The organism is Mycobacterium sp. NGS27 (genome assembly GCF_059813005.1).
Genome location: NZ_JCALDT010000015.1, coordinates 1 through 26323 on the forward strand (window position 1 = coordinate 1; position 26323 = coordinate 26323).

Below are 26323 nucleotides of genomic sequence, written 5' to 3' on the forward strand. Positions count from 1 at the left end.
GCAACGTATAATCGAATGTATGTTCGAAGGACCGACGGGACGTGGGTCGCCACCGGAGGTGATCGCCCGGTTTGACGCGATGGTCGCGCGCCTCAATCCAGCCACGACGCCGGAGTCCGCGGCCTTGCTGGAACGGATCTGTTCGTCATCGCGCGCGGAGAACCGAGCGGCCGGTGAGCGCTTGGTGGCAATCGGCGAGCTCGACATGCTGCGGCTGCGCCAATACGGGGAGCGCGAGACCTGGGCCACCGACACCTGGGATTCCATCTCCGCCGAGATCGCAGCGGCGCTGAGAATCAGCCAGGCGCAGGCGTCGAGTTTTCTGAATTATTCGCGGGCCATGCGGAATCGGCTGCCAAAGGTGGGCTCCGCGTTGGTTTCCGGTGACATCAGTTACTCCACGTTCCAGACGATCGTGTTCCGCACCGACTTGATCAACGATGCCGAGGTCATGGCCGCGGTCGACGCTGCGCTCGCGCTGCGAGTCCAACGATGGCCGACGATGACGCGCGGACGCCTGGCAGCTGCGGTGGACCGGATCGTGGCCCGGGCCGATCGCGACGCGGTCCGGCGGCGCCGCGAGCACCAGGCGGGTCGTGAGTTCTCCATTTGGGATGGAGGCGAGGGCCTGTCCGAGGTTCACGGCACACTCTTCGCCACCGATGCCCACGCCGTCGATGCGCGGCTGAATGCCTTGGCCGCCACAGTATGCGAGGCTGATCCGCGCACCCTGCAACAGCGCCGCGCTGACGCGATGGGGGCGCTGGCGGCCGGAGCCCAAAGGCTGCAGTGCCGTTGCGGGCAGCCGACGTGTCCGTCAGGCGCGACCCCGGCGAACCCGGTGGTTATCCACGTGGTCGCCAATCAGTGCACCATCGACGGCGCTTCGCCTGACCACGGTTCGATGATCGGGACCGACGTGCTTATCCCTGCGGAGCTGATCGCTGAGCTTGCCGGCTCAGCAACGCTTTTGCCCGTAAAGCATCCCGGCGACGCACCGCCGGAGCGCGGGTACGTCCCTTCGCAGGCGTTGGCCGAATTCGTGCGCTGCCGCGATTTGACGTGTCGCTTTCCCGGGTGCGACCGCCCCGCGACCGAAGCGGATCTCGACCACACGATTCCTCATTCTCAAGGCGGCGCGACGCACGCCTCCAACCTCAAATGCCTTTGCCGACAACATCATCTGATCAAAACCTTCTGGGGATGGCAGGATCAGCAGCTGCCTGACGGCACGGTGATCTGGCGCGCCCCGTCGGGGCACACATACGTGACCACCCCGGGCAGTGCGCTCCTGTTTCCGTCCTTGTGCGCGCCAACCGGTGAAATCGCCCAGCCTCGACTGCCCGACCGCCTCACCGATCGTGCCGCGATGATGCCGCAGCGGCGGCGCACCCGCGCCGAGAACCGCGCGAAGTACATTGCCGGCGAACGCCGGCACAACCGCGTAATACGGCAAGCCCGCCGATCCGCCCGCCAGGCCGCTTCAGCCGGACCCGCCCCTCCCGCAGACCGCGACGATGACCCGCCGCCATTCTGACGCAGATTCGCCTGAATCACCGCATTCGGCTGAGCTCCTGGAGTACGTTTCGGCAGCATGAGTAGGTCGCTGTCATGCCGGGTCGAACAACTCTCTCGCGCAAAACCTGCAGCGGTATATGACGTGCTTATGGATGTCGAGCGTTGGCCCGATTTCCTGCCTACCGTGTCCGCCGCATCCTGGGAGCGGCACGGAGAGCCTGACACTGCAATCGGTGGCATCAGACGAATGCGCATCGGGCACAGCGTAATACGCGATACGGTCGTCGATGGAACGCGACCGCATCACCATGCCTATGTCGCATCGTTTCCGTGGTATACGCCGCTGAAGGACTACCGGGGTGACATTCGCATCGAAGAGCGGCCGGACGGATCGCTGATCATATGGACCGTAACTTTCCTACCGCGCATTCCCGGCCTTCCAAAAAATCTGATGAAGACCAGGATCGAAGCCTCTTATAAGCGCCTAGCAGCGGCATTGGCGCACGAAGCCGAAGGCGTCACACGGAGGTGACGTCGGCCCGGGCCAGCCCCCTCCGCCGAGCGGTAACTCTGGGACATTGAACGTCTGCCACACCTACTACTCCCTGTGGCCCGGGATGGGCAACGTCTCCGACATGATCTGAGACGGGGACAACCCGCCGCCGAAGCCTCCACCGCCACCGGCGCTCATCACCAGGGACAACGGCCAGCAGATACTCGGCATCTTCTGCCCGAAGGCGTAAGCACCATCTCGCGCGGCGGTCAGTCGCGGTAACCTCATTCTCATAGCGCGACCTGCGCGCTCTGGAAGGGGACCAAGCGCTGATGGCCGACCCCAAAGACGAAGTGAAGATCACTCGCGGCGACCGCTTCATCAAAACCGCCGTCGCGATACTGGGCGAAACGGGACGCACGGACTTCACCGTTCAAGAGGTGGTCGCGCGCTCGAAGACGTCGCTGCGAGCCTTTTACCAACATTTCAGCAGCAAGGACGAACTGCTGCTGGCGCTGTTCGATCGAACCATCGCTCAATCGGTGCAGACGTGGCGCGCCGAAACCACGGCGTTGGACAGCACCGCGGCATTGAAATTGCTGATCGACAGGGTCAGCCAGCAGCCGGAATCGAGCACTCAAGACAGCCTCAATCGAGCGTTGACTCTCTACAACCAGCACCTGGCCGAGACTCGGCCTCGCGAATACGCCCGGGTGCTCTCTCCGCTGCACGGCTTGATTCGCGACATCGTCGGGCAGGGCATCACCGAGGGCGTTTTCAACCCGGGCTTGGACGTCGGCGCGGCGGCCGCGATCGTCATGCAGACGATGATGGGTGCGCAGCGATTGCATTGGCTCGGTTCGGAATTGAACGGGACACCGGTCGATGTCGGCCAGCTCTACGACTTCTGCAGCCGCGCCCTGGGCATCCGCGACACCGACGAAGAATCGGCCGCCCCCTCGCTGGCCGAGCTGTTCAGCCAAATCGGCATGCGCCCCAGCACCCGCAACGGCGAATTCGCCATGACCATGCCGGTGAGTCCCGCCGTCGTCAACACGTCCGGCGCGCTGCAGGGCGGGCTGATCGCCACGCTCGTGGATGTGGCGGGCGGGCAATTCGGGCTGGACTATCTGAAGCCGGGCACCACGATGACCACCGCGGATCTGTTCATCCGCTATCTGCGGCCGGTACGGCAGGGCGCGGCGTTCGCTGTGCCCCGGATGTTGCGTTCGGGCCGGCGGGCAATGGTCATGCAAGTCGACATCTACGGCGACGGCGACGACGAGCTGCTGGCGACGGCGACCGTCAACTTCGCCGTCATCGAGGGCGCCACACCGAAGCTTCCTAGCTGGCCGGACGCCTGAGCCGCCCGGGGTCCGCGAATCCGGTACAGCTAATTGCGCAGAAGTGGTAACGTCATTACCAGCGACAGAGAATCCAGACTTTTCCCAAGGAGATCGCCATGCCCTCGCGCGAACTTTCCTTCCCCGTGTTCGACGCCGACAACCACATGTACGAGCCACAGGAAGCACTGACCAAATACCTTCCGGACAAGCGCAAGAACGTCATCGACTACGTGCAGGTTCGCGGCCGCACCAAAATCGTTGTGCGCGGCCACATTAGCGAATACATCCCCAACCCCACCTTCGAGAAGGTGGCCAAGCCGGGCGCCCAGGAGGACTACTTCCGCAACGGCGCGCAGGGCAAGAGCTACCGCGAGATCCTTGGCGAGCCGATGAAGGCCATCCCCGCCTTCCGTGAGCCGGGCGCGCGCCTCGAAGTGATGGACGAACTCGGCATCGACTATGCGCTGATGTTCCCGACCCTGGCCAGCCTGGTCGAGGAACGCATGAAGGACGACCCGGAGATGACCCACGACGTCATCCACGCGCTCAACGAGTGGATGCACGAGCAGTGGACGTTCAACTACAAGGACCGGATCTTCGCCACCCCGGTGATCACGCTGCCGATCGTCGACCGCGCCCTGGAAGAACTGCAGTGGTGCCTCGAGCGCGGCGCGCGCACCGTCCTGGTTCGCCCGGCGCCGGTGCCCGGCTTCCGCGGCAGCCGATCGTTCGGGCTCGAGGAGTTCGACCCGTTCTGGCAGGCCTGCATCAAGGCCGAGATCCCGGTGTCGATGCACGCTTCGGACAGCGGCTATTCCGAATTCGCCAACGTGTGGGAACCCGGTGACGAGTTCCTGCCGTTCAAGCCGACCCCGTTCCGCAGCTTCGCAATGGGCCACCGGCCGATCCTCGACGCCATGGGTGCGCTGGTGTGCCACGGCGCGCTGTCGCGCAACCCGGAACTGCGGATCCTGTCGATCGAAAACGGCGCCGACTGGGTGCCGGATCTCTTCAAGGGCCTCAAGGGCGTCTACAAGAAGATGCCGCAGTCGTTCAGCGAGGATCCGATCGAGGCGTTCAAGCGGTGCGTGTACATCACCCCGTTCTGGGAGGACCGGTTCACCGAAATCGTCAACATGGTCGGCACCGACCGGGTGATGTTCGGGTCCGACTGGCCACACCCCGAAGGCCTGAAAGACCCCATCTCCTTCGTCGACGAACTCACCGACTTCTCCGAATCCGACATCGCCAAGATCATGGGCGGCAACCTGATGAAACTCATGAAGGTTTCCGCGCCGGCCAAAAAGCCGATCTCAGCCTGATCGGTGCCGCCGCGCGAGCCGGAAGACGTTGCGGTTGTGATGAATCCGCGAAGGGCAAACCGGATCAGGCTGCGCCGCGCCACGAGATCGACCACGACCACCCGCACCCACCTAGACCGGCATCAAACCGAGGCAACACGCGTGCGACAACGGTTGCTAATGTGAACAACTACGTGTGCAAATAGGTCCGCCCTTTTGAACCGGTTCCGACTCGGCCCGTCTTCGCGGGCTGCCCGGAGGCCGCTAGGAGGAACGGTCGGATGGTGGCCGAAAACGACTGGGACAGAACCGTCGGTGCGGCAGACGACGTACGCCGCGTCTTCGAGAATGTTCCCGCGCTGTTGGTCGGACTCGAAGGGCCCGACCACCGGTTTGTCGCGGTCAATGCGGCTTACCGCGCACTCGGCCCGCCAATCGACCCAATCGGGCTACTCGCACGCGAGGTCTATCCAGAGCTGGAGAGCCAGCAGATTTTTCAAATGTTCGATCGGGTGTATCAAACGGGCGAGCCGCAATCCGGCACCGAGTGGCGGGTTCAGGCCGACTTCGAAGGCGCGGGCAGCGCGCAGGAGCACTTCTTCGACTTCATCGTCACGCCACGGTGCGCGGCGGACGGCTCGATAGAGGGCGTACAGCTGGCCTTCGTCGACGTCACGAGCCGGGTGCAGACCCGGATGGCCGCCGACGCACGCCTCGAGGAGATGTCCGAGCGGTATCGCAACGTTCGTGACTCCGCCACCATCATGCAGCAGGCGCTGCTGGCATCCTCGGTGCCCATCGTCCCCGGCGCCGACGTGACCGCGCAGTATCTCGTCGCAGCGCAGGACACCGCGGCCGGCGGCGACTGGTTCGACGCGATACCGCTCGGCGACCGGCTGGTGCTCGCCGTCGGGGACGTCGTCGGCCACGGCGTCGAAGCGGCGGCGGCGATGTCGCAGCTGCGGACCGCGCTGCGGATGCAGGTCTTGGCGGGATATCCGATCGCCGAGGCACTCGAGGCGGTCGACCGATTCCGCAAGCACGTCCCCGGCTCGGACACCGCCTCGATCTGCATCGGCTCACTCGACTTCGGCACCGGCGAATTCCGCTACTGCACCGCCGGGCACCCACCGCCGTTGTTGGTGACGGCGGACGCAACCGCCCGTTATCTCGAGCCTTCCGGCGCGGGTCCGCTCGGCAGCGGCACCGGCTTCCCGGTCCGCACCGAATTCCTTGACGTGGGCGACTCGATTCTGCTGTACACCGACGGCCTGATCGAAAGGCCCGGTCGGCCGGTGGGCGCCAGCACCGCCGAATTCGCCGAGCTGACCGCGGATATCGTCGGCGGGCAGCGCGGCTTCGTCATCGAGTCATCGGTCCGGCCGATCGACCGAATCTGCTCGGAGACACTGGAATTGCTGCTGCGTTCGACGGGCTACAGCGACGATGTGACACTTCTCGCGGCGCAACGCCGCACACCGCCCGCACCGTTGCACCTGACAGTGGATGCGACCATCCAGGCCGCGCGTACGGTGCGGTCCCGCCTTAGGCAGTGGCTGTCGGAGATCGGCGCCGACACCGACGACATCTCCGATGTGGTGCACGCGATCTCGGAGTTCGTCGAGAACGCGGTCGAGCACGGTTATGGCACAGAGGTTCCCGACGGCGTTGTCGTCGAGGCAACGCTGTCCGGGGATGGCAACCTACACGCGTCGGTGACCGATCATGGCCGGTGGAAGGACCACCGCGAGGGCGAGACGGGCCGCGGCCGCGGCCTCGCCATGGCCGAGGCCCTGGTGTCGGAGGCGCACGTCAGTCGTGGAGCCGACGGCACGACCGCCACCGTGACGCACCGACTTTCCCGGCCGGCGAACTTCGTCACGGATTCATCGGTCGCCCGGGCGACCGGTCGGCGGTCGGCCAGCGCGGAATTCGCCTCCGAGGTCAGCGAGCCGGGCCGCATCGCGGTCAGCGGCGACGTCGACTCCAATACCGCGTCGACCCTCGACCGTCAGATCGCTGTCGAAAGTCGCTCCGGCATCGCACCGTTGACGGTCGACCTCACCGCCGTGACCCATCTCGGATCGGCGGGTGTCAGCGCGCTGGCGGCCGCCCGCGAGCGAGCGCGCCGACAGGGCAGCGAGTACGTGCTGGTGGCCCCGCCGGGAAGCCCGGCGCATCACGTCTTGTCGCTCGTGCAGCTCCCGGTGGTCGGCGGCCTCGCCGAGAATCTCGTCGCCGAGGGTTAGGCCCGATCGGCTCGCTCGCCGTGCCGTACCTGGTTGAACGGCACCCCGCGGTCGGCGGCGTATTCGCGGGGGAAGCCCAGCACCCGCTCGCCGATGACGTTGCGGGCCATCTCCGTTGTGCCACCGCCGATGGCGACGGTCTGTCGGGACAGATACCGCAGACCCGTTTCGAGTCCGGCGCCCTGCTCCCCCACCACGCCGGAACTTCCCGCGATCGCCAGCGCCGTGTCGACGTCGGTGGTCGTGGTCTCGGAGTGGAACAGCCTGATGAGCGTTCCGGCGGCGGGCGGCAAAACGCCGTCTCTGACACAGCGATAGACGTGCCCGATCAGTTGCTCTGCCACCGCGCGGTGCACCAGGGCGCGACCGGCCATCTCGCGCACGCGTTCGTCGTCGGCGTGCCCGGTCTTCTCCGCGAGCGCCACGTAGTCGACCGGAATCGCATTGCCGCCCTCGCTGCCGCTGCCGCTGGCGAACTCGGACCCCTGACCCACCGCCCGGCGTTCGTGGTAGAGCTGCCGGGACGCCACCGCCCAGCCGCCGTTGACCTCTCCGACGACGGCGTCATCTCCGACGTCGACACCGTCGAGGAACTCCTCGCAGAATTCTTTCGAACCGCTCAGCATCGTGATGTGCCGCAATGTAATTCCCGGGTGGGCGATGGGCACCAGGAACATCGTCAGGCCCTCGTGCTTGGGCACGTCCCAGTCGGTGCGGGCCAGGCACAGGCCGTAATCGGCGGCGAACGCACTCGTGCTCCAGGTCTTGGCGCCGTTGATGACCCAGCGGTCACCGCGCCGCTGGGCACGGGTGAGGACACCCGCCAGGTCGGATCCGCCGCTGGGCTCACTCAGCAACTGCACGAGCACTTCCTCGCCGCGCAACGCCGCGGCGATGTGCTGCTTCTTCTGCTCTTCGCTGCCGGTGTCGAGCAGCGTGGCACAGCAGATCGTGAATGTCGGGGTGTTGAGAATCAGCGGCATCTCATAGCCGAGGGATTCGGCGTCGAATGCCTTCTGGTATTCGTAGTCCAGACCGAGGCCGCCGTACTCACGGGGAAAGCAGATGCCGGCGAATCCGCCGTCGTACAAGCGCTTTTGCAGTTCCCTGGCCCTGAGCCACGACCGTTCCTCGTCGCGCGGTGCGGCGGGTGGGGCCTCACTGTCGACGGCGGGCATGTTGTCCGCCAGCCATGCCCTGGCTCGGGCGGCGAACTGTGCAACGGATTCGGTCGGCGTCATCGGAAGCTGATCATTTCCCCGAACGACCCGCCTTCTCGAACTCGTAGACGCGCAGATTGTGTTCCTCCGGCGTCCCGAACATGCCGCGGTACAACGTGATCCGGCGTAGGTACAGGTGCAGGTCGTGTTCCCAGGTGACGCCGATGCCGCCGTGCATCTGCACACACGCCTGCACGATCTGACCCGCCATCTCGCCCACGTAGGACTTGGCGATGCTGGCTGACACATTCGCCTCCGGCACGCGGGCGGCGACGTCGGCGACCGCCGCGGAGGTGGTGGCGCGACAGGCCTCCAGCCAGAGCTTCATGTCGGCGAATCTGTGCTTGAGGGCCTGGTACGACGCCAGCGGACGGCCAAACGTGTGTCGGTCCAGCGCCCACTGCACGGTGAAGTCGAACACCGTCTGCAGGGCACCGACCACCTCCGCGCACTGCAGGACCTGGGCGATCTGGCTTTGTCGTTCGACGAGCGCAGCCGTCTCGTCGGCGGTGCCGATGGCCGCCGACCGCGGCACCACGACGCCGTCGAAGTGCACCCGGGCGTATTGCTTGACCAGATCCACCGACTGCTGGGGCTCAACAAGGACCCCCGGGGCGTCCGTCGGAACGAGAAACTGACGAATCTCGGCGGGATCGGCGCCGCAGCGCGCCACCACCAGCAGCGCCGCGCTCTGGGCGCCCGCCTCGACGCGGTCCTTGACGCCGTCGATGCGGTAACCGGAATCGGTTTCGGTGGCCGTGACCGAGGGATTCAGCGGCGCCCAGCCCTCGCCCGGCTCGCAGACCGCCCACGACGCCACGGAGTCACCCGATATCAGCGCCTCGATGGTGTCGGCGTGCTCGCCGGGGTTTGTGCACTCGACAAGTCCGGCCAGCACGGTGCTCACGGGATACAGCGGTCCAGGGGCCACCGTCTTGCCGAGTTGCTCGGCGACCATCGCCAGATCGGCGAAGCCGTTCTCCGAGACGCTTCCGCCGCCCAGCTCCTCCGGCACGAGAAGGCCCGTCCAGCCGAGTTCCGCGGCGCGCCGCCACCACGCGGGGTCGAACGACGTACCCGCGGCGTGCAGCTCCCGAACCCGGCGCAGCGGCGCTTCCTTTTCCAGGAACGCTTGGGTGGTCGAGGTGAAGAGGATCTTTTCGGGAGAGTCGAGGGTGGTCATGGTGCCGAGGGGGTCCTTCGTGACATTCGAACGCTGCGGCTGCAACGGAAACGGCTTGTGTGTTTGATCATCCGCCCGATCGGTCCTCGGTTGGCTGGCGATCCTGATGTTAGCAACGCGCAATACGGTAAGAGATACCGGAGTTCGATCGGTAACGGCGTAGACCAGCACGTATTTCGAGACGGTTGCGCTACATGGCGAACACGCGGCGCACCGCCTGCGCGTGCAGCGCCCGATTCTCCTGGGAAACAACCCAATCGGGGACCATCGAGTCGAAGCCGTTGAAGGTCGCGGCGATCACGTGCAGTTCGGTGTGGACGTACGCGTGCAACAACCGGTTGGCATAGTCGATGGCCTCGTCGCGGCACGGGTCGATCTCGGAGCAGCTGACGAACGTGGGCGGCAGGCCTTCGAGATTGGCGCGGTGCGCTGGGACGTGCTGACCGTTGGCGCTGGCGTGGCCCAGATAGTGGTTCCACGCCCGACTCACGGCCGGGCCGTTGAGGCCCGGGGTGCGCTGGAATTCGCGGCGCGAGGGCGTGGCGTCGGAGTCGAGCATCGGCTGGTGCAGGATCTGCATCAGGATCGGTGGACCTTCCTGATCGAACATGCGCTGGGTCAAACCCGCGACCAGTGCAGCACCGGCGTCGCGGCCCATTACGGCGATGCGGCCGGCGTCGGCGTCCAGCTCCGCGCTGTTTTCGATGGCGTAACGGAGGGCCGCCTCGACGTCGTCGAGCGCCGCCGGGCATGGATTTTCGGGGGCCAGGCGGTAGTCCACCGAAACCACCAGGCAATTGCCGTCACGGGCCAGCTCCACGCAGTGCGCATGGTCGGTTTCCAGGTTTCCGGTGACGAACCCGCCGCCATGGGCGTATAGCACCACCGGCGCGCAGGATTCGCTGCGGCCGCGATACAAACGCAGGCCGAGCTGTTGACCGTCGGGACCGGCGATCGATCGCGAATCGACCGAGACACCAGTGGTATCGGCGGCCGCGGCGCGCCGCGCGGCGAGCAGGTTGGCGTGTTCCCGCTCGGCGGGCAGTGTCTCGGCACGGAATTCGAAGGCGCCCAGCTCGACGGCCGCGTCGCGGAGCACCGGATCGATGCGGTTGAGGCCGTGCGGCCGCGCCAAATTCGTCTGTGTCATATCAACTCATTTTCCGGGCTCGTCGTGCGGGCTCATCGGTGGTCTTCGAAGGTGGGCCCCAACGGAAACCTCCTTCAACGTAGACCTGCGCTTTCAGGCACTGACACATCAGGTGCTCGGCGCCGCGAATCAAGCCCGGCGAGCCGGCGTCGCGGTGAAATGAGGCCCTATCCGCCCGGTCTTCGACACCCCGCGATCGGGCGCAGTCCGCCCCGGCGGATCCCGGTCGTTGGGCTTCGTTGCTATCTATACTATGATAGCTATTTTCAGCTCGGTTACCCCCGCCGTGAAATTCGCGGCCACTCGCGATCCGGTCCGCGTGAACGGCCTTATCGGTTGTCTCAGGAGGAGCGCTGATGACGCTCAGCACTGGCCCGAATGGTCAGCCCGTCGTACCCTCACTCGATTTCACCGGCGAAACCAGTCCCTACCCGTTCTTCGAACACATGCGGCACACCGACCCGGTGTGGCACGGCTCGCTGAACGACAACACGCAGTTGCCGGAAGAGCTGCGGCCCAGCGACGAGTGGGTCCTGTTCGATTACGACGGTGTATCTCAAGCCTTCCGCGACGACCGGATCTTCACCTCCGCCGCCTACGACAAGACGATCGGATTGGTGATGGGACACACCATCCTGGCGATGGGCGGCAGGGAACACCACGACCACCGCAACCTGGTGGCCAAGGCGTTCCGGGCGACCGCGCTGGAGCGGTGGGAACCGTCGGTCATCGGGCCGGTCTGCGATCAGCTGGTCGACGAAATCAAGCACGACGGGCATGCCGATCTGGTGAAGGCGCTGACTTTCGAATTTCCCACGCGAATCATCTCGACGCTGCTCGGCCTGCCGGCCGAGGATCTGGATTTCTTCCGGCGGTTGTCCCTCGACCTGATCTCGATCCCGACCGACATCATGGCCGGATTGACCGCCGCCACCGAGCTCTACGACTACTTCCTCAAACAAGTCGAGCAACGACGGCGCGAGCTCACCAACGACATCATCGGCGACCTGGTTGCCGCCGAGATCGACGGCGAGAAGCTCACCGACGAGGCCATCATCGCCTTCCTGCGATTGCTGCTGCCGGCCGGCCTGGAGACCACCTATCGTTCGTCGGGCAATCTGCTGTACCTGCTGCTGACCCACCCCGAACAATTGGCGATGGTCACCAAGGACCGGTCATTGATCCCGATGGCGATCGAGGAGGGTCTACGGTTCGAAACGCCGCTGACCACCGTCATGCGGACCACCACCGAGGAGGTCGAAATCGGCGGCAAAACCATTCCGGCCGAGGCCCAGATCGACATGTGCATGGGATCGGCCAATCGCGACGAGAGCCGGTGGACCGATCCCAACACGTTCGACATCTGCCGGCCCCGCCAATCCCACATCGCCTTCGCCGGCGGTATCCACATGTGCCTCGGCATGCACCTGGCCCGGCTTGAAACGCGGGTCATCTTGAACAGCCTGTTCGACCGCGTCGACAATCTGGCATTCGTGCCCGATGACGAAACCGGAGTGGAATCCAAGATCGTCGGGCTCACCTTCCGGTCGCCGAACAAGCTTCCGGTCACGTTCACCCCCGCCGCATGAGAAGCCGCGCAGCGATTCTGCACGACGTCGGCGGACCGTGGTCTGTCGAGGAATTCGAGCTCGATCCCCCCAAGACCGGCGAGGTCCTGGTTCAGCTGGCAGCGGCCGGCCTGTGCCACTCCGACGACCACATCCTCAAAGGCGACATGTCGGCGCCCAACGAGGTGATGCGGTCGATGGGTTTGCCGACCATGTTCCCGATGATCGGCGGGCACGAGGGCTCCGGCATCGTGCGGGAGGTCGGGCCCGGTGTCACCGACTTCGCCCCTGGAGACCACGTGGTGATGTCATTCGTCGCCGTGTGCGGCCAATGTCGTTGGTGCGCCAGTGGAATCGAGTACCTGTGCGACGTCGGCATGGGCACCATGATCCCGGGAATGCCGACGGACGGCACGTTCCGTCACCACACCGCCGACGGCCGCAAGCTGGGTCACATCGCCAAGATCGGCGCCTTCGCCGAACACACTGTGGTATCGGCCAATTCACTGGTGAAGATCGAGCAGCACCTGCCACTGACGTCGAGCGCGCTGCTGTCCTGTGCCATCCCGACCGGTTACGGTTCGGTCGCCAACCGGTCGAACATGCGCGCCGGCGATACCGTCGTGGTGATCGGCGTCGGCGGGATCGGCACGGGCGCGATTCAGGGTGCCCGGATCAACGGCGCGGCGCAGATCGTGGCGCTCGACCCGGTGGAGTTCAAACAGAAGTCGGCGCTGCGGTTCGGCGCGACGCACACCGCGGCCACGATCGACGAGGCGCTGGATCTGGTGCGCGGCCTGACCTACGGGGTGATGGCCGACGCGGTGGTGGTATCGCCGTCGCTGATCACCGCCGAGGACGTCCGCGACGCGGTGAAGCTCACCCGCAAGGGCGGCACCTGCGTGCTCACCGGCATGACGTCGCAGTTGACCCGGTCGGTCAAGATCGACCTGCAGGACTTCATCTTGATGAACAAGACGTTGGCGGGCACCATCTTCGGCTCGTGCAATCCGAAGGCTGACATCTCCCGGCTGGCACGGCTGTATGAGACCGGCCAGCTTCAGCTCGACGAGATGATCACCAAGCGCTATCGCCTCGATGAGGTCAACGACGCCTACGACGATCTGCTCAGCGGCAGGATCGTCCGCGGGATTATCGATTTCGGGATCGCCTGAGCTTATTTGCTGCGGCTGCGCACCCGCTGCAGCTGGCCGTACGCGTCGATCGGGCTGTGCAGCGCCAAGCCGCCGTCGGCATGCACGATTTGTCCGGTCACCCATGGCAATTCGAGGACGCCGACGATAGCGGCGGCCACCTCGGAAGCCTCGCCCAGCCCGCCCAATGCGGTCCGCTCGGAAAGCCCTTCCACCCAGCCGGGCAACGCCTCCGGATTCGGCAGCATCGGTGTGCGAGTGACACCGGGACCTACTGCGTTGACCCGGATGCCGTGGCCGCCCCATTCCTCGGCGGCGACCTTCACCAGCATGTTGACCCCCGCCTTCGAGACGCAATACGCGCCCATGTCCCGGTCGGCGACGGTGGCGCTGATGCTGGAGACCGCCACGATCGAGCCGCCGACTCCGGCGTCGATCATGGCTTGCGCCCCAGCGCGAATGCAGAGCCAGGTGCCGGTCAGGTTCGTCGATAACACCCGTTGCCACTCGTCGAGCGGCTGGTCCAGCAACAAACCCGACGCACCGATCGCGGCGCAGGTGACCATCCGGGTGGGCGTACCGTGCTCACGCACCGTTCGTTCCATCGCCGCCGACACCGCATCGGGATCGCTGACGTCGCAGGCGATGTCACCACCGGACAGATCCCACACCACGACGTCGTGGCCCACGTCGCGTAGCCGTCGGCCGACCTCCCGCCCGATGCCGGAGGCGCCGCCGGTCACCACTGCGCTCGCGGCGCTCATTGCGCGGGCCCGATCAACTCGACCACCACGCCCTCGGGTGCGGTGATGACGGCCATCGGCACGGTCTTGCCCGCCGGGGCCGCAGCGGTGATCCGGCGAACACCGTCGGTGAAGCCCAATTCGGCTAGCGCGGCCAGGGTTTCGTCCACGTCACGCTGCAGGGAGAGCAGGAAGAATCCGTGCCGGGGACCCGCCGGTACGGGCGGCGCTTCGTCGGCACCCTCGAAGACAACCAACTCGACGATCCCGGCATCTGGCGTCTGTGGATCACCGAGGAATACCGACTGCAGCCGATCGGTCTGCGCGCCGAACAGTTCCGGCCAGTCTCCGGTGAAGGTGTGGCCGAACAACTTGGTGAATCCCAGGCCGTCACGCCAGAACTTCATCGAACGGTCGACGTCAGCGGTGCAGATTGCGGCGTGATGGATCCCTAGCATGAACTTCCTCTCCAGTACCGAGCCTCCGACGTCCGCGGCCCCTAAACGACCTTGGCCATGGTGTGATCCCACAACCGGTGCGCGAGGACGGGATCGTCGGCCGCCCGATTCGCTTTGGCGACTTTGCCTTTCACGTAGTACTCGCCGGGCACCCAGTCGACTCCGGGCACGCTCGTCGCCAGCCAGACCAGCTGGTCGGCGCCGTGATCCGCGGACTTGATCATTTTGCTGACCGGCGTCCGTTGCATGGTGGTCAGAAACCGTGACCCAGATGATTGACCGATGTTGGTATTGACTAAACCCGGGTGGACCACCGCCACCGAAAGACCGTCGGCGAAAAAGCGCCGATGTAATTCCTTGGTGAACAGGATGTTTGCCAGCTTCGCCAACGCATAGGCGGTGCTCGGCCGGCGCCGGTCCGTTGCGTCGAAATCGGCGAGTTTGACTTTGCGCAACAGTCGCTGGGACGAACTGGACGTATTGACGATGGTGGCTCGCGAACCGACCAAGACATCCAGCAACTGGGTGGTCAGCAAGAACGGCGCCAGGTAGTTGACTTGAAGGGTGATCTCATGGCCGTCGGCCGTCCGCTGCGGCTTGGAGAACACTCCCCCGGCGTTGTTGCCCAGCACGTCGATGCGCGGATACTGCGACCGGATCTTGTCCGCGAGGGCCCGCACCTGAGACAGGTCGGCGAAGTCGGCAACGAAGTAGTCGGCGTCCAGCTCCGCGGCCACGGCCGCGGTCTTGCTCTCCGAGCGTCCCACCAACACCACATCGTGGCCGCCGTGGCTGAGCCGGCGGGCCGCCGCGGCGCCGATGCCGTCGCTGGCACCGGTGATGACAATCGTCCTGCGCGCCATTGCCTCGACCTCCACGGGGAGTGTAGCGACAGCCGCCGCGGCCGCACCTCAAGCGAGCGAGTAGCGAACCGGCAGGTGTTTGAGTCCGCCGACGAAGGTAGTGGCGACCAGTTCCGGGTCACCGTTCAAGTCAATCGATTTGAGCCGTGGCAGCAGCTCGGCAAAGAAGCTGCTGACCTCCATGCGGGCCAGCGCGGCACCCATGCAGAAGTGCACACCGTAGCCGAAGGCCACGTGCTTGTTGGGCTCGCGCCCGACGTCGAAGCGGAACGGATCGGCGAAGACGTCCTCGTCGCGGTTGGCCGAAACGTAGGACAACAGCACCGAATCCCCCGCGGCGATGGGCACTCCACGCACGGTGGTGTCCTTGGCGGCGGTCCGCATGAATTCCTTGACCGGGGTTACCCAGCGGATCATCTCCTCGGTGGCCAGCGGCATCAGGTCCAGGTTGTCGCGCAGGCGATGGAGCTGTTCCGGATTTTCGATCAGCGCCTGCAACCCGCCGGAGATGGTCGCGCTGGTGGTGTCGTGGCCGGCGGTGGCCACGATGAGGTAGTAGGACACGGTGTCGATGTCGGAGAGGGGTTCGCCGTCGACGCGGGCGTTCGCGATCGCCGACGCGAGGTCCTCGGTCGGATTCGCGCGGCGAGACGCCGTCACACCGTTGAAGTAAGCGAACATGTCCAACAACGCCGGCAGCTGGTCTTCGTTTGTGGTGCCGCGTGTGAATTCTGAGTCGTCGCTGCCGAACAATTCCTGGGTCAGCTTGAGCATGCGCGGAAAATCGGCTTCGGGCAGCCCGAGCAGCGACATGATCACGTAGAGCGGGTAATTGACGGCGACTTCCTGAACGAAATCGCATTCGGGGCCCGCCGCCATCATCTTGTCAACGTAGATCTTGGCCAGTTCCTCGACACGAACCTTCAACGCCCGCATCGCCTTTGGGCGAAACCAGTCGGAGCCGATCGCGCGCACCACCCGGTGTTGGGGGTCGTCCAGGTGGATCAGCGTGCGCACCCCGGCGGCGGCCTGCATCTCATCGCCCGCCGCGGTGGTCAGCACGGGCCGCGGCCAGTTGGTGAAGAGCATGTTTTCGCGTTCGATGTCCATGATGTCGGCGTGTTTGGTGATCGCCCAGAACGGCCGGTAGTTCGCAACGTCCACCCAGGACACCGGGGCGTTGGCCCGCAGGTGCGTCAGCGCCGCATGCAGCCGGCGCTCGTCGGTGTACGCCAACGGGTCCGCCAACAGCTTCGCGGCCTCGTCCATCGTCGGTGCGCTCACTGCCGAGACTCCTCGATTTGGGACGCCCCGTCGACCTTGAGGCGCGCGGCGTCGGGCCTGCGGGTAACTTTACAGTAAGCAATCCAGTATGTGACCCTACAAATCTGTGGTGAGCGCAAGCGCGGCGTAGCCGGGCGCAGCGGGTCGCCACCATCGAACTGGTCGCGCGAAGAATCTTCCATGAGGTAGGACATAGACATGCCGAAAGCCCAGGATTGGGGAGAAACGCTCGAGGACCTCGAGCGTCGCCGTCAGCGCGCGCGGGCAATGGGCGGACCGGAGCGACTCGACAAGCACCACAACAAAGGCAAGCTCGACGCCCGCGCGCGGATCGAGTACCTCCTCGACCCGCACACATTTCGCGAGCTCGGCACGCTGGTCGGTGGCGAGATCGCGGCCGACGGCCTGATCGTCGGCTCCGGTGAGATCAACGGCTCACCGGTGATGCTGGGCGCCGAGGACTTCACCACCATGGCGGGCAGCATCGGGCCCGGCGGCAACTCCAAGCGGTACCGCATCGCCGAACTGGCGCTGCGCGACAAGATCCCGCTGGTGATGCTGCTCGAAGGCGCCGGCTTTCGCCCCGGGGGCGGACACTACGGCCGCACCCCCACCGATCTACTGGCCCAGGCGCAGTGCTCGGGTCGCGTCCCGACCGTCGGTGCCGTACTCGGGCCGTCGGCAGGACACGGCGCGCTGGTGGCTCCGGTCTGCGACTTCCGGATCATGAGCAGGCAGGGCGCGATCTTCACCGCCGGACCACCCGTCGTCAAAGAGTCGACCGGAGAAGACATTTCGAAGGAGGACCTGGGTGGGCCCGACGTCGCTTTGCCCAGCGGCGTGATCCACAACGTCGTCGAGGACGACGAAGCCGTCCTCGACGACGTCCGGCGCTACCTGTCCTACTTTCCGCCGAGCGCATGGTCGTACCCGGCGTCGTTGCCGCAGCACGAGGACAGCGAGCCACGGGCGACGCCCGAGCTGCTCGACATCGTGTCCCGCGACAACCGCCGCGTCTACGACATGCGCGCGGTGCTCGACGTGATCTTCGACCGGCCCGACTGGTTCGAAGTCCAGCCGCAGTACGGCAAGGCGATCATCTGTGCGCTGGCCCATCTCGGTGGCCACCCGGTCGCGGTGGTGGCCAACCAACCTCAGGTGCTCGCCGGCTCCATCGACGCCGCGGCCGCGGACAAGGCGGCGCACTTCATCTTGGTCGCCGACTCGTTCCACCTGCCTCTCGTCTTCCTCGCCGACAATCCCGGCATGCTGCCCGGCAGCCGCTCCGAGCGCAGCGGTGTGTTGCGCGCCGGGGCGCGGATGTTCGCCGCGCAGACGGCCGCCACCACGGTGAAGCTGCACGTGACGCTGCGCAAGGCATACGGGTTCGGCTCCATGGTCATGTCCCTGCTGGGGTTCGACAGCCAGTCCGCGACTTTCGCCTATCCCGGGGCGACGATGGGCGCCATGAGCGCGGCCGCGCTGGGCCGGGCCACACACGCCGGCGAGGACGTCACCGCGAAGTTACGCGAGGCCGAGTTGCAGGCGTCCTACCGGTCTGCCGAGCACATGGGGTTCGACGAACTCATCGATCCACGCGAGACACGGGACGCCCTACTCGCCTCGCTGAAGCGTGGCCTGTCCGGCCGGCAAGCCGCCGCCGAGCCCGTGACCCGGACCGTCATCATGCCGTGACTTTCCGCGCGTCTGGCTAGTTCGCAGCGCGGTAGGCCGCGACGATCGGCTCGAGCTCGTCGGGTGTGGCACCGTGCATGATGACCGCGTCGGCCCCGTAGTCGAATTCCTTGCGGATGCGGTCCACGCACTGCTGCGCCGACCCGGTGGCCGATGGCTCCAGCCATTCATCGGGAATCAGCGTCGCGATGTGCTCGATTTGCTCGGCCGTGCCCTTGTGATCGATCCCACCCGCGATCGAGGTGACCACCGGATCTTCGCGGAAGCGTTGCAGCACAGCGGGATCCCAATTGTTGGTTGCGACAAGCAGATCGCCGTAGCCCTGCAGGTAGGTGGCCAGACGCGCGACGGTCTTCTTGAGCCGGAGTTCTTCGGGCAGGTGGTCACCGACGGTGGCGAAGCACGACCACACCCGCACGCTGTCCGGGTCGCGGCCCGCCTTCTCCGCAGCCGACTTCACGGTTTTGACGCTGCGCTGCAAGGTCTCCGGCGTGAAGTAGGTGTGCAGTATGACGTCGTCGAACACGCGTCCGCCGAGCGCGAGCGTGTTGGGCCCAAAGGCCACCAGCGCCAGCCGGATGTCCTCGTTGAAGTCGGGATCGAGGAACAAGATGGGGTACTTGCCCATCGGGCCGTCGTGATTGAAGATCAGCTCGCCGTGCCACAGCCGGCGCATGACCTGAGCCCAGTCCTCCATCTGCGCCGTCGTCACCGCCGGGATTCCGAAGGCCCCGTAGATCGCGGCGATGCCGCGGCCAATGCCCAGGGTGAACCGGCCGCCGGACAGGCGATGCATCGTGGTCGCCCAGGATCCGGTGATCAGGGGATGGCGGGTGTTGTGATTGGTTGCCGCGGTGGCGATTTGCATCCGATTGGTCACCGCGCACGCCGCCCCGACCAGAGATGAAGCCTCTTTGACGTTCCACCGCTCGGAGATGAAGGCGGTGCCGAAGCCGAGTTCTTCGCCGCGACGCGCCTCGTCCATCAACGTCGCAGGGCCCTCACCACCGGCCCCGGCCAGCAGGTAGAAGCCCAACTCATCAAGCGCATGGTCGCTCAATTCCACACCCCTTGCTGGTAGCCGCAGTTCCACACCTCGGTTATCTTGCCTTCGACGACGCGGAACACCTCGATGCTGGCGATGTTGGTCTCGGTGCCGTCCTTGGTGGTGATCGTCGAGTCGTAGACGATGGCGACGTGCTCGCCGTCCTCGCCCTCGATGACGAGGTTGATGTCGAAGCGCAGCGAATCGGCCAGCTGCCACATGTCCACCACGCGCTGCACCGCTTCGGCGTGGGTCAGGGTACGCGAGGAACCCACCTCGTGCCGAATGACGGTGTCGCCCAACAACTCCTCGGCCAGATCGATGTTGCGTTCGTTCCACACCACGAGGTTGTAGAGTTCGACCACCGTCCGCGCGGTCCACGTGGGCGCCATCAACCCGGCACCGCGGCTTTTCGCGCGGCCACGTCGCGCAGGAAACGGTCGGTGATCCGCTGCACCCGCCGGGAGAAGACGTGTCCGACGTGGCTGCCGTCGTACCAGTACAGCTGGCCGCCCCAGCGTTCGTGCAACGCATCAACGGGCTCGCGCATCGCCATCCGGTCGTGCCACGCCCCGACGATCAGGCGGCGATCCGGCGGCGGGGATGGAGTGACCGCCAGCGGATCGATCACCGACGTCAGCTGGGTCACCACGGGGGATTGCAGCAACTCGCGGAATCCTGCCCGCGATGCGCCCCACCGCTGCAGGTGCCGCGCGATCATCGCGTTGAGCCCCAGAATCGGCGTGTACAGGGCGACGGCATCGATCTGCTTCTCCAGGTGGGAGACGAGTGCGGCGACCGGAGTGCCCATCGAAATCCCCGCCACCACAACAGCGGTGGCTTGTGGCTGCACCCACCGCACGACCGCGCGCACCTCGGACACCACACGCATCATCCCCGCCACATTGCCCAGCGGGTCCATGTCGGGATAGGCCGGCCATTGGCGTCGCCGGCAGCCGTGACCGGGCTGCACCGGCAGCGCGACATTGAAGCCCAGCTTGTGGTGGATGCGCCCAATCCGTGCCATCAGCAGGTCTTCGTCGCCACCCTGGCCGGCCCCGTGCACCCAGACTAGCCATGGACGAGGTCCGTCGTGGTGCCGACACAGGCGCACCACCGCCCGTGCAGGGCCGCCCAGCCCGTCGGCCTCCAGCGTGGCCGGCAACGTCGGGTCGTGCTCGAAAGCCATCCGCTCGTAGGCAAGACCGGCGATGCTGCGCCTGCGTAACGAGGTTGGCCGCAACGGGTTCGGCTCCGCGTGCGCCCGGTCGATGCCCAGCGACGAGAGCTCCTCGGCGGCCGCGGTGCACACGTCCAGTGACCGCATCTCCGCGGGACTGCCGCCCAGCAGTGAAAAGGCGCTCAGCACCAATTCGTCGAGCATCGCCTCGCCGAACTGACGCGCACCGCGTGGCGATAGTGGGACCCAACCCGTCGACTCGCGCAGGCCGGCCACGGTGCGCGGCGCCAGCATTCCCAATTCGCGAACCACATCTTTAGCCAGGCTCAGCCCGTTCGCCGCCGTCGCCATGTCGCTCACCTTGCTAAGCCAGTTTGAAGCCGGTGTATCCGCCGGCCGCGATTTCGTCGCAGCGGCGCCGGTATTCGGGTATGCCACCGGTTGCCACCGTTGTACCAGGAGTTGCAGGAGGGAAGCGGCAGTGGCGCGCCTTTAATTGCCGGATGGGTTCCAGCTCGTCAGCCGCTCTCGTCATGTCCCTCCTTGCCGCCGCGCGGACCGGACTGCTGAAATCTATACTGTAATGGATTTAGTATCAACGATCACGAGAGGCGTTGACCGTGAAAGTCCCATTCACCTGGAAAGTCACCGGCTGGTTCATGGTCGGCTGGTCTCCGGAGTTCCCCGCCGGCGAGGTCCGGCCGCTGCATTACTTCGGTGAGGACCTGGTGGCCTACCGGGATGAGCAGGGTGAGCTGCACGTCTTGGAGGCACATTGCAAACACCTGGGCGCGCACATCGGTCACGGCGGCAAGGTGTTCGGCGACTGCGTCGAGTGCCCCTTTCATGGCTGGCGCTGGGGTCCGGACGGCACCAACCGGTACATCCCCTACCAGCCGGACCGGCCCAACCGCGGGCTACGCCTCAAGGTGTTTCCCGTGCGGGAGCAGTACGACTGCGTCTTCGTCTGGCACCACCCGGACGGCGAGGAACCGCAATGGGAGATGCCGGACATCTTTCACAAGTTCCCGCAGTTCGAGACGGACCCCGCGGCTTATTACCGCGCATACCCGGAGTTCTCCCGGCGCGCGGAGCGCGAACCGGTGCACCCGCAGATCGTGGCCGAAAATGCCCCGGACAGCGCCCATTTCGAATACGTTCACCACGCCACCGTGACGCCTAGGGTGCTGGAGTGGAAGATCGTCGACCAGGAATGGCAGTTCATCGCGGGCTGGCCCGACGCACGTAGCGACAACCCAGATGATCTCGCGTTGCGGTTCCACAGCCACCTGTTCGGCCTCGGCGGCGCGATCAGCGTCTTCGAGGGGGCGCAGAACCATCGCTTGATCTTCACTTGTACGCCGGTCGACGACGAATGCTCGGACTTGTTCTACTCGATCTGGTGGCCGCGACTGCCCGGGGACACCGGGGACGTTCCCGACGGCAAACTTCGCGAGGTCATCGAGAAGCAGTTTCTGTCCACCGTGTTCGACGATCTGCAGATCTGGCGCTACCAGAAGTACGTCGAACACCCAGCTCTGTCGAAGGTCGACGCGAAAGGCTATATGGCGCTGCGAAAATGGGCGACGCAGTTCTATGACGTCGCGCCGGTGGGCGCCCCCGCATGACGGACCGACTGGCCAGGCTCGCCGCACCCGGGCACACCGCGATCGTCACCCAGGAGTGCCAGGGCGCGGTGATGGGCCCCGACGCCGGACTGGCGATGCTCGCGGAGGAAGCCCGCCGCGAGGCGCTGCCCAACATCGCGCGGCTGCTGCCCGCGGCCCGCGCGGCCGGAGTGCGCGTCGTGCACTGCCTGGTGCAGCGGCGGCCCGACGGGCTCGGCTCCAACCACAACGCGAAGATCTTCGCGATGGGCACCGGCAATCAGGTGGACATCACGCCCGGGACGCCGGGCGCGGAGTTGCTGCCCGAATTGGGGCCGGAGCCTTCGGATTTGGTGCTGCGCCGGTGGCACGGCGTAGGCCCGATGGGGGGCACCGACCTGGACGCGGTGCTGCGCAATCTCGGCGTGTCGACGATCGTCGTCGTCGGCGTTTCGCTGAACATCGCGATTCCCAACCTAGTCATGGACGCCGTCAACGCCGCCTATCGCGTGGTCCTGCCCCGCGACGCGGTGGCCGGCATACCCGCGGACTATGGTGCAGCGATGATCGCCCACACGCTGTCGCTGCTGGCCACCATCACCAGCACCGACGAGCTGCTGCGGGCCTGGGACGAAGGACCGCGATGACCGAAACAGCGCCGGAAGTTCGTGGCGGTTTCCCCGACGTCAGACCCGTCGAGGATGCGCCAAAGGAACTGGGCCCGTTCGTCGCGGCGCTGCGCCGTCTGCAGGACCTCACGGTGTCCACCAAGCCCGACCCGGCGGTGTGGGCCGCCGCGACCGCTCACCTGGAGAACGCCTGCGCGCTGTTGAACGGCCACCAGGTCCCGGAGACCGAGGCGGTGGCCGGACGGGTGCTGAGCCTGCCCGGATTGGCCCATCCCCTGATGCCGCCCTGGATGGTGACCGAGTCCGGTCCCGGCGGCGTTCGGATGGCCGGTCACTTCAGCACCGCACACATCGGCGGGAACCGGGCCGTGCACGGCGGCATGATCCCGCTGTTTTACGACTGGCTGTTCGGCATGGTCGTGACGACCGCCGACATCCGGCCGACGCGCACGGCCTACCTACACGTCGACTTCCGCAGCATCACCCCCATCGACCAGCCGCTGACCGCCCACGGCCGCATCACCAGCGTCGACGGCAGGAAGGTTTTCATTGACGCTACTATGACAGCCGCCGATGGAACCTTGCTCAGCGAAGCCAACGGCCTGATGGTTCGTCTGTTACCCCACCAGCCGTGAGAGGTCCGATGTCCGACAGCACAACAACTTTCACGGTTCCTGCCGTCGCGAAGGCCGTCGCCGCCGCGATCCCCGATCGAGAGCTCATCATTCAGGGGGACCGGCGCTACACCTACGAGCAGGTGATCGATCGCGCCAACCGGCTGGCGGCGTACTTGCACTCGCGGGGGCTGGGCTGCCACACGGAGCGCTCCGCGCTGGGCGGCCACGAGGTGGGCCAGGACCTGCTGGGCCTCTACGCCTACAACGGAAACGAATTCGTCGAGGCGCTACTGGGCAGCTTCGAAGCGCGCGTGGCGCCGTTCAACGTCAACTTCCGCTACGTGAAGAGCGAGCTGCAATACCTGCTGGCGGATGCCGGGGCGACGGCGCTGCTCTACCACGCCGCGTTCGCACCGCGGGTCGCCGAGATCCTGCCCGACCTGCCACAGCTGCGCGTGCTGATCCAGATCGCCGACGACTCGGGCAACGAATTACTGAAGGGCGCAGTCGATTACGAGGCCGCGCTGGAATCGGTGTCTCCGGAGCCGCCACCGGTGCAACACTCCGCCGACGACCTGTACGTCTTGTACACCGGCGGCACGACGGGGATGCCAAAGGGCGTGTTGTGGCGCCAGCACGACATCTTCATGACGTCCTTCGGCGGCCGGAATCTCATGACCGGTGAGCCGTCGAGCTCCATCGACGAGATCGTCGAGCGCGCCGCGTCGGGCCCGGGCACCAAGCTGATGATCCTGCCCCCGCTGATCCACGGTGCCGCCCAGTGGAGTGTGATGACCGCGATCACCACGGGGCAATCCGTCGTTTTCCCCACGGTCGTCGATCATCTGGACGCCGACGACGTGGTGCGCACCATCGAGCGGGAGAAGGTCATGGTGGTCACTGTGGTTGGCGACGCCATGGCGCGCCCCTTGGTCGCCGCGATCGAGAAGGGGATCGCCGACGTTTCGTCGCTGGCCGTCGTCGCCAACGGCGGTGCGCTGCTGACCCCATACGTCAAGCAACGCTTGATCGAGACGCTGCCGAACGCCGTCGTCGTCGACGGCGTCGGATCGTCGGAGACCGGGGCGCAGATGCACCACATGTCGACGTCGGGGGCGGTGGCGACCGGCAGGTTCAACGCCGGGCCGGACACGTTCGTGGCCGCCGAGGATCTGACGGCGATCCTGGAACCCGGGCATGACGGGATGGGCTGGCTGGCGCAGCGGGGCTACGTTCCGCTCGGTTACAAGGGCGATGCGGCCAAGACGGCCAAGACATTTCCGGTGATCGACGGCGTTCGGTACGCCGTCCCCGGTGACCGCGCGCGCCACGGCACCGACGGCTCCATCGAATTGCTGGGCCGCGACTCGGTGACCATCAACTCCGGCGGCGAGAAGATCTTCGTCGAGGAGGTTGAGACTGCGATCGCCTCGCATCCCGCGGTGGCCGACGTGGTGGTCGCCGGGCGGCCCAGCGAGCGGTGGGGCCAGGAGGTCGTCGCCGTGGTGGCGCTCGCACCGGGAGCCAGCGCCGAGTCCGCAGAACTGGTGACACACGCCGCGCGGACGCTGGCGCGCTACAAGCTCCCCAAAGCGATCGTGTTCCGTCCGGTCGTCGAGCGCAGCCCGTCCGGAAAGGCCGACTACCGCTGGGCGCGCGAGCAGGCGGTGAATGGCTGACCGGTGATGCCGGCGGCGCGCGACCTCACGCGGCCGTGCCATATTGCCTACTGTAATAATTACAGTACGATCTTACGCAGTAGGTGTTCGACTCGTGCCGAGATCGAGATGCTGGAGATCAAGTGACGACCAACGTGCACACCGCCGCCGGTGCCGGCGACGAGACGGTCAGCCTGCGTGACCCCTACCCGTTCTTCGCCCGCAAGCGGCGGGAAGCCGGCGTGTTCGCCGGCACGGTGATGGACTACTCCAAGACGCCGGAGTCCCTGCGACCAAGGCAGGAATACTCCGCGATGTCATTCGACGCGGTCAACACGGTGTTTCGGGATGGCCGGGTGTTCACTTCCAAGCCGTACGACAAGACCATCGGCCTGTTCATGGGGCCGACGATCCTGGCGATGGAGGGAAAGAAACACCGCGAACACCGCAACTTGGTATCCGCGGCATTCAAGTCAAAGGCCCTGGCCCGCTGGGAGCCAACCATAGTGCGGCCGATCTGCAATGCCCTGATCGACGAGTTCATCGAGACCGGTCGCGCCGACCTGATCCGCAACTTCACCTTCGAATTCCCCACCCGCGTCATCGCAAAGCTGCTGGGGCTGCCGGCCGACGACCTGCCGATGTTCCGCAAGCGCGCCGTGCAATTGATCAGCTATCACGTCAACTACGAAGGCGCCTTCGAGGCCTCGGCCGCGCTCAAGGAGTATTTCGTCGAGCAGATCGAACAGCGCAAATCCAAGCCCACCGAGGACATCATCGGTGACCTGGTCACCGCGGAGATCGATGGCGAAAAGCTCACCGACGAAGCCATTTACTCGTTCCTTCGTCTGCTGCTGCCGGCCGGCTTGGAAACCACCTACCGCTCGTCGGGAAACCTGTTGTATCTGCTGCTGACGCACCCGGAGCAATTCGCCGCGCTGCAAGCCGACCGCGAGCTACTGGCACCGGCCATCGAGGAAGGGCTGCGCTACGAGACACCGCTGACCGTCGTGCAACGCTTCACGACCGAAGACACCGAGGTGGAAGGCGTGCAGATCCCGGCACGCTCGGTGATCGGGGTGTGCATCGGTTCGGCGAACCGCGACGAGCGACGCTGGGAACGCTCCGAAGAGTTCGACATCTTCCGCAAGCACACGCCGCACATTTCGTTCGCCGCAGGTGAGCACACCTGCCTCGGTTTGCATCTGGCCCGGCTGGAAACGCGCGTCGCGATGGAATGCCTGCTGGACCGGCTGACCAACGTCACCTTGCTGACCGATGATGACCCGCACATCCACGGCCAGCCGTTCCGGTCACCGAATGCGCTTCCAGTGACGTTCGACGCGAAGTAGTGTCCGGAAA

Annotated in this window: 24 protein-coding genes; 13 read left to right on the forward strand and 11 right to left on the reverse strand. The window is 65.9% G+C overall.

The window, feature by feature from the left end:
• Positions 1–19 precede the first annotated feature (19 nt).
• Positions 20–1537: an HNH endonuclease signature motif containing protein gene (locus AC5Y30_RS25180; RefSeq protein ID WP_499921971.1), complete on the forward strand. Its 1518-nt coding sequence runs from the start codon at positions 20–22 to the stop codon at positions 1535–1537.
• A gap of 57 nt (positions 1538–1594) precedes the next feature.
• Complete coding sequence (locus AC5Y30_RS25185) at positions 1595–2050, forward strand: SRPBCC family protein (RefSeq protein ID WP_499921973.1); 456 nt, start codon at positions 1595–1597, stop codon at positions 2048–2050.
• 66 nt (positions 2051–2116) lie between these two features.
• Here AC5Y30_RS25185 and AC5Y30_RS25190 read toward each other — a convergent pair whose 3' ends face one another.
• Positions 2117–2299: a hypothetical protein gene (locus tag AC5Y30_RS25190; RefSeq protein WP_499921974.1), complete on the reverse strand. Its 183-nt coding sequence runs from the start codon at positions 2297–2299 to the stop codon at positions 2117–2119.
• 44 nt (positions 2300–2343) lie between these two features.
• On the opposite strand from AC5Y30_RS25190, the gene AC5Y30_RS25195 reads away from it, so the two are divergent.
• From AC5Y30_RS25195 to AC5Y30_RS25205, 3 genes are all read left to right on the forward strand, one after another.
• A complete protein-coding gene (locus AC5Y30_RS25195; protein WP_499921975.1) occupies positions 2344–3375 on the forward strand; it encodes a hotdog fold thioesterase in 1032 nt (343 codons plus the stop codon).
• A gap of 98 nt (positions 3376–3473) precedes the next feature.
• Entirely contained in the window at positions 3474–4679 is a 1206-nt protein-coding gene (locus AC5Y30_RS25200) for an amidohydrolase family protein (protein WP_499921977.1), read from the forward strand.
• Positions 4680–4939: 260 nt separating this feature from the next.
• Positions 4940–6907, forward strand: a complete 1968-nt coding sequence (locus AC5Y30_RS25205; protein ID WP_499921979.1) for a SpoIIE family protein phosphatase — start codon at positions 4940–4942, stop codon at positions 6905–6907.
• Here AC5Y30_RS25205 and AC5Y30_RS25210 read toward each other — a convergent pair.
• The 3 genes from AC5Y30_RS25210 to AC5Y30_RS25220 all read right to left on the reverse strand — a co-directional run bounded on the left by AC5Y30_RS25210 (position 6904) and on the right by AC5Y30_RS25220 (position 10460).
• Positions 6904–8148 carry an acyl-CoA dehydrogenase family protein gene (locus tag AC5Y30_RS25210; RefSeq protein WP_499921981.1) on the reverse strand — a complete coding sequence of 415 codons (1245 nt, stop codon included), beginning with the start codon at positions 8146–8148 and terminating at the stop codon, positions 6904–6906. The two genes, AC5Y30_RS25205 and AC5Y30_RS25210, sit on opposite strands and share 4 nt — an antisense overlap.
• A gap of 10 nt (positions 8149–8158) precedes the next feature.
• Complete coding sequence (locus AC5Y30_RS25215) at positions 8159–9310, reverse strand: acyl-CoA dehydrogenase family protein (RefSeq protein ID WP_499921982.1); 1152 nt, start codon at positions 9308–9310, stop codon at positions 8159–8161.
• A 190-nt stretch (positions 9311–9500) separates the two neighbouring features.
• Positions 9501–10460 carry an alpha/beta hydrolase gene (locus AC5Y30_RS25220; protein WP_499921984.1) on the reverse strand — a complete coding sequence of 320 codons (960 nt, stop codon included), beginning with the start codon at positions 10458–10460 and terminating at the stop codon, positions 9501–9503.
• A gap of 356 nt (positions 10461–10816) precedes the next feature.
• On the opposite strand from AC5Y30_RS25220, the gene AC5Y30_RS25225 reads away from it, so the two are divergent.
• On the forward strand, positions 10817–12049 hold the full coding sequence (locus AC5Y30_RS25225; protein WP_499921986.1) for a cytochrome P450: 1233 nt from the start codon (positions 10817–10819) through the stop codon (positions 12047–12049).
• Positions 12046–13203 carry a Zn-dependent alcohol dehydrogenase gene (locus AC5Y30_RS25230; RefSeq protein WP_499921988.1) on the forward strand — a complete coding sequence of 386 codons (1158 nt, stop codon included), beginning with the start codon at positions 12046–12048 and terminating at the stop codon, positions 13201–13203. Before AC5Y30_RS25225 ends, AC5Y30_RS25230 begins: the two co-directional genes overlap by 4 nt.
• A gap of 2 nt (positions 13204–13205) precedes the next feature.
• On the opposite strand, the gene AC5Y30_RS25235 is transcribed toward AC5Y30_RS25230, so the two are convergent.
• The 4 genes from AC5Y30_RS25235 to AC5Y30_RS25250 are packed head-to-tail and all read right to left on the reverse strand — an operon-like array spanning position 13206 to position 16515.
• Entirely contained in the window at positions 13206–13946 is a 741-nt protein-coding gene (locus AC5Y30_RS25235) for an SDR family NAD(P)-dependent oxidoreductase (protein ID WP_499921990.1), read from the reverse strand.
• Complete coding sequence (locus AC5Y30_RS25240) at positions 13943–14383, reverse strand: VOC family protein (protein WP_499921992.1); 441 nt, start codon at positions 14381–14383, stop codon at positions 13943–13945. Before AC5Y30_RS25240 ends, AC5Y30_RS25235 begins: the two co-directional genes overlap by 4 nt.
• A 41-nt stretch (positions 14384–14424) precedes the next feature.
• The gene (locus AC5Y30_RS25245) at positions 14425–15246 is read right to left on the reverse strand and encodes an SDR family NAD(P)-dependent oxidoreductase (protein ID WP_499921994.1); all 822 of its coding nucleotides are present in this window, start codon (positions 15244–15246) and stop codon (positions 14425–14427) included.
• Positions 15247–15294: 48 nt separating this feature from the next.
• Positions 15295–16515 carry a cytochrome P450 gene (locus AC5Y30_RS25250; protein WP_499922026.1) on the reverse strand — a complete coding sequence of 407 codons (1221 nt, stop codon included), beginning with the start codon at positions 16513–16515 and terminating at the stop codon, positions 15295–15297.
• 213 nt (positions 16516–16728) lie between these two features.
• Between AC5Y30_RS25250 and AC5Y30_RS25255 the strand changes: the two genes are divergently transcribed.
• Complete coding sequence (locus tag AC5Y30_RS25255; protein WP_499921996.1) at positions 16729–18225, forward strand: acyl-CoA carboxylase subunit beta; 1497 nt, start codon at positions 16729–16731, stop codon at positions 18223–18225.
• Between the two features lie 16 nt (positions 18226–18241).
• Here the strand turns inward: AC5Y30_RS25255 and AC5Y30_RS25260 are convergent, their stop codons facing one another.
• The 3 genes from AC5Y30_RS25260 to AC5Y30_RS25270 are packed head-to-tail and all read right to left on the reverse strand — an operon-like array spanning position 18242 to position 20801.
• Entirely contained in the window at positions 18242–19285 is a 1044-nt protein-coding gene (locus AC5Y30_RS25260; protein WP_499921998.1) for a TIGR03857 family LLM class F420-dependent oxidoreductase, read from the reverse strand.
• Positions 19282–19662 carry a nuclear transport factor 2 family protein gene (locus AC5Y30_RS25265; RefSeq protein WP_499922000.1) on the reverse strand — a complete coding sequence of 127 codons (381 nt, stop codon included), beginning with the start codon at positions 19660–19662 and terminating at the stop codon, positions 19282–19284. Before AC5Y30_RS25265 ends, AC5Y30_RS25260 begins: the two co-directional genes overlap by 4 nt.
• Positions 19662–20801 carry an alpha/beta hydrolase gene (locus tag AC5Y30_RS25270; RefSeq protein ID WP_499922002.1) on the reverse strand — a complete coding sequence of 380 codons (1140 nt, stop codon included), beginning with the start codon at positions 20799–20801 and terminating at the stop codon, positions 19662–19664. The genes AC5Y30_RS25265 and AC5Y30_RS25270 overlap by 1 nt, the downstream gene beginning before the upstream one ends.
• 269 nt (positions 20802–21070) lie before the next feature.
• Between AC5Y30_RS25270 and AC5Y30_RS25275 the strand changes: the two genes are divergently transcribed.
• The 5 genes from AC5Y30_RS25275 to AC5Y30_RS25295 all read left to right on the forward strand — a co-directional run bounded on the left by AC5Y30_RS25275 (position 21071) and on the right by AC5Y30_RS25295 (position 26313).
• Entirely contained in the window at positions 21071–22078 is a 1008-nt protein-coding gene (locus AC5Y30_RS25275) for a Rieske 2Fe-2S domain-containing protein (protein ID WP_499922003.1), read from the forward strand.
• Positions 22075–22704, forward strand: a complete 630-nt coding sequence (locus AC5Y30_RS25280; protein ID WP_499922004.1) for a cysteine hydrolase family protein — start codon at positions 22075–22077, stop codon at positions 22702–22704. The genes AC5Y30_RS25275 and AC5Y30_RS25280 overlap by 4 nt, the downstream gene beginning before the upstream one ends.
• The gene (locus AC5Y30_RS25285; protein WP_499922005.1) at positions 22701–23321 is read left to right on the forward strand and encodes a PaaI family thioesterase; all 621 of its coding nucleotides are present in this window, start codon (positions 22701–22703) and stop codon (positions 23319–23321) included. Before AC5Y30_RS25280 ends, AC5Y30_RS25285 begins: the two co-directional genes overlap by 4 nt.
• 8 nt (positions 23322–23329) lie before the next feature.
• Entirely contained in the window at positions 23330–24982 is a 1653-nt protein-coding gene (locus AC5Y30_RS25290) for an acyl-CoA synthetase (protein ID WP_499922007.1), read from the forward strand.
• Between the two features lie 122 nt (positions 24983–25104).
• Positions 25105–26313, forward strand: a complete 1209-nt coding sequence (locus AC5Y30_RS25295) for a cytochrome P450 (protein ID WP_499922009.1) — start codon at positions 25105–25107, stop codon at positions 26311–26313.
• Positions 26314–26323 lie beyond the last annotated feature (10 nt).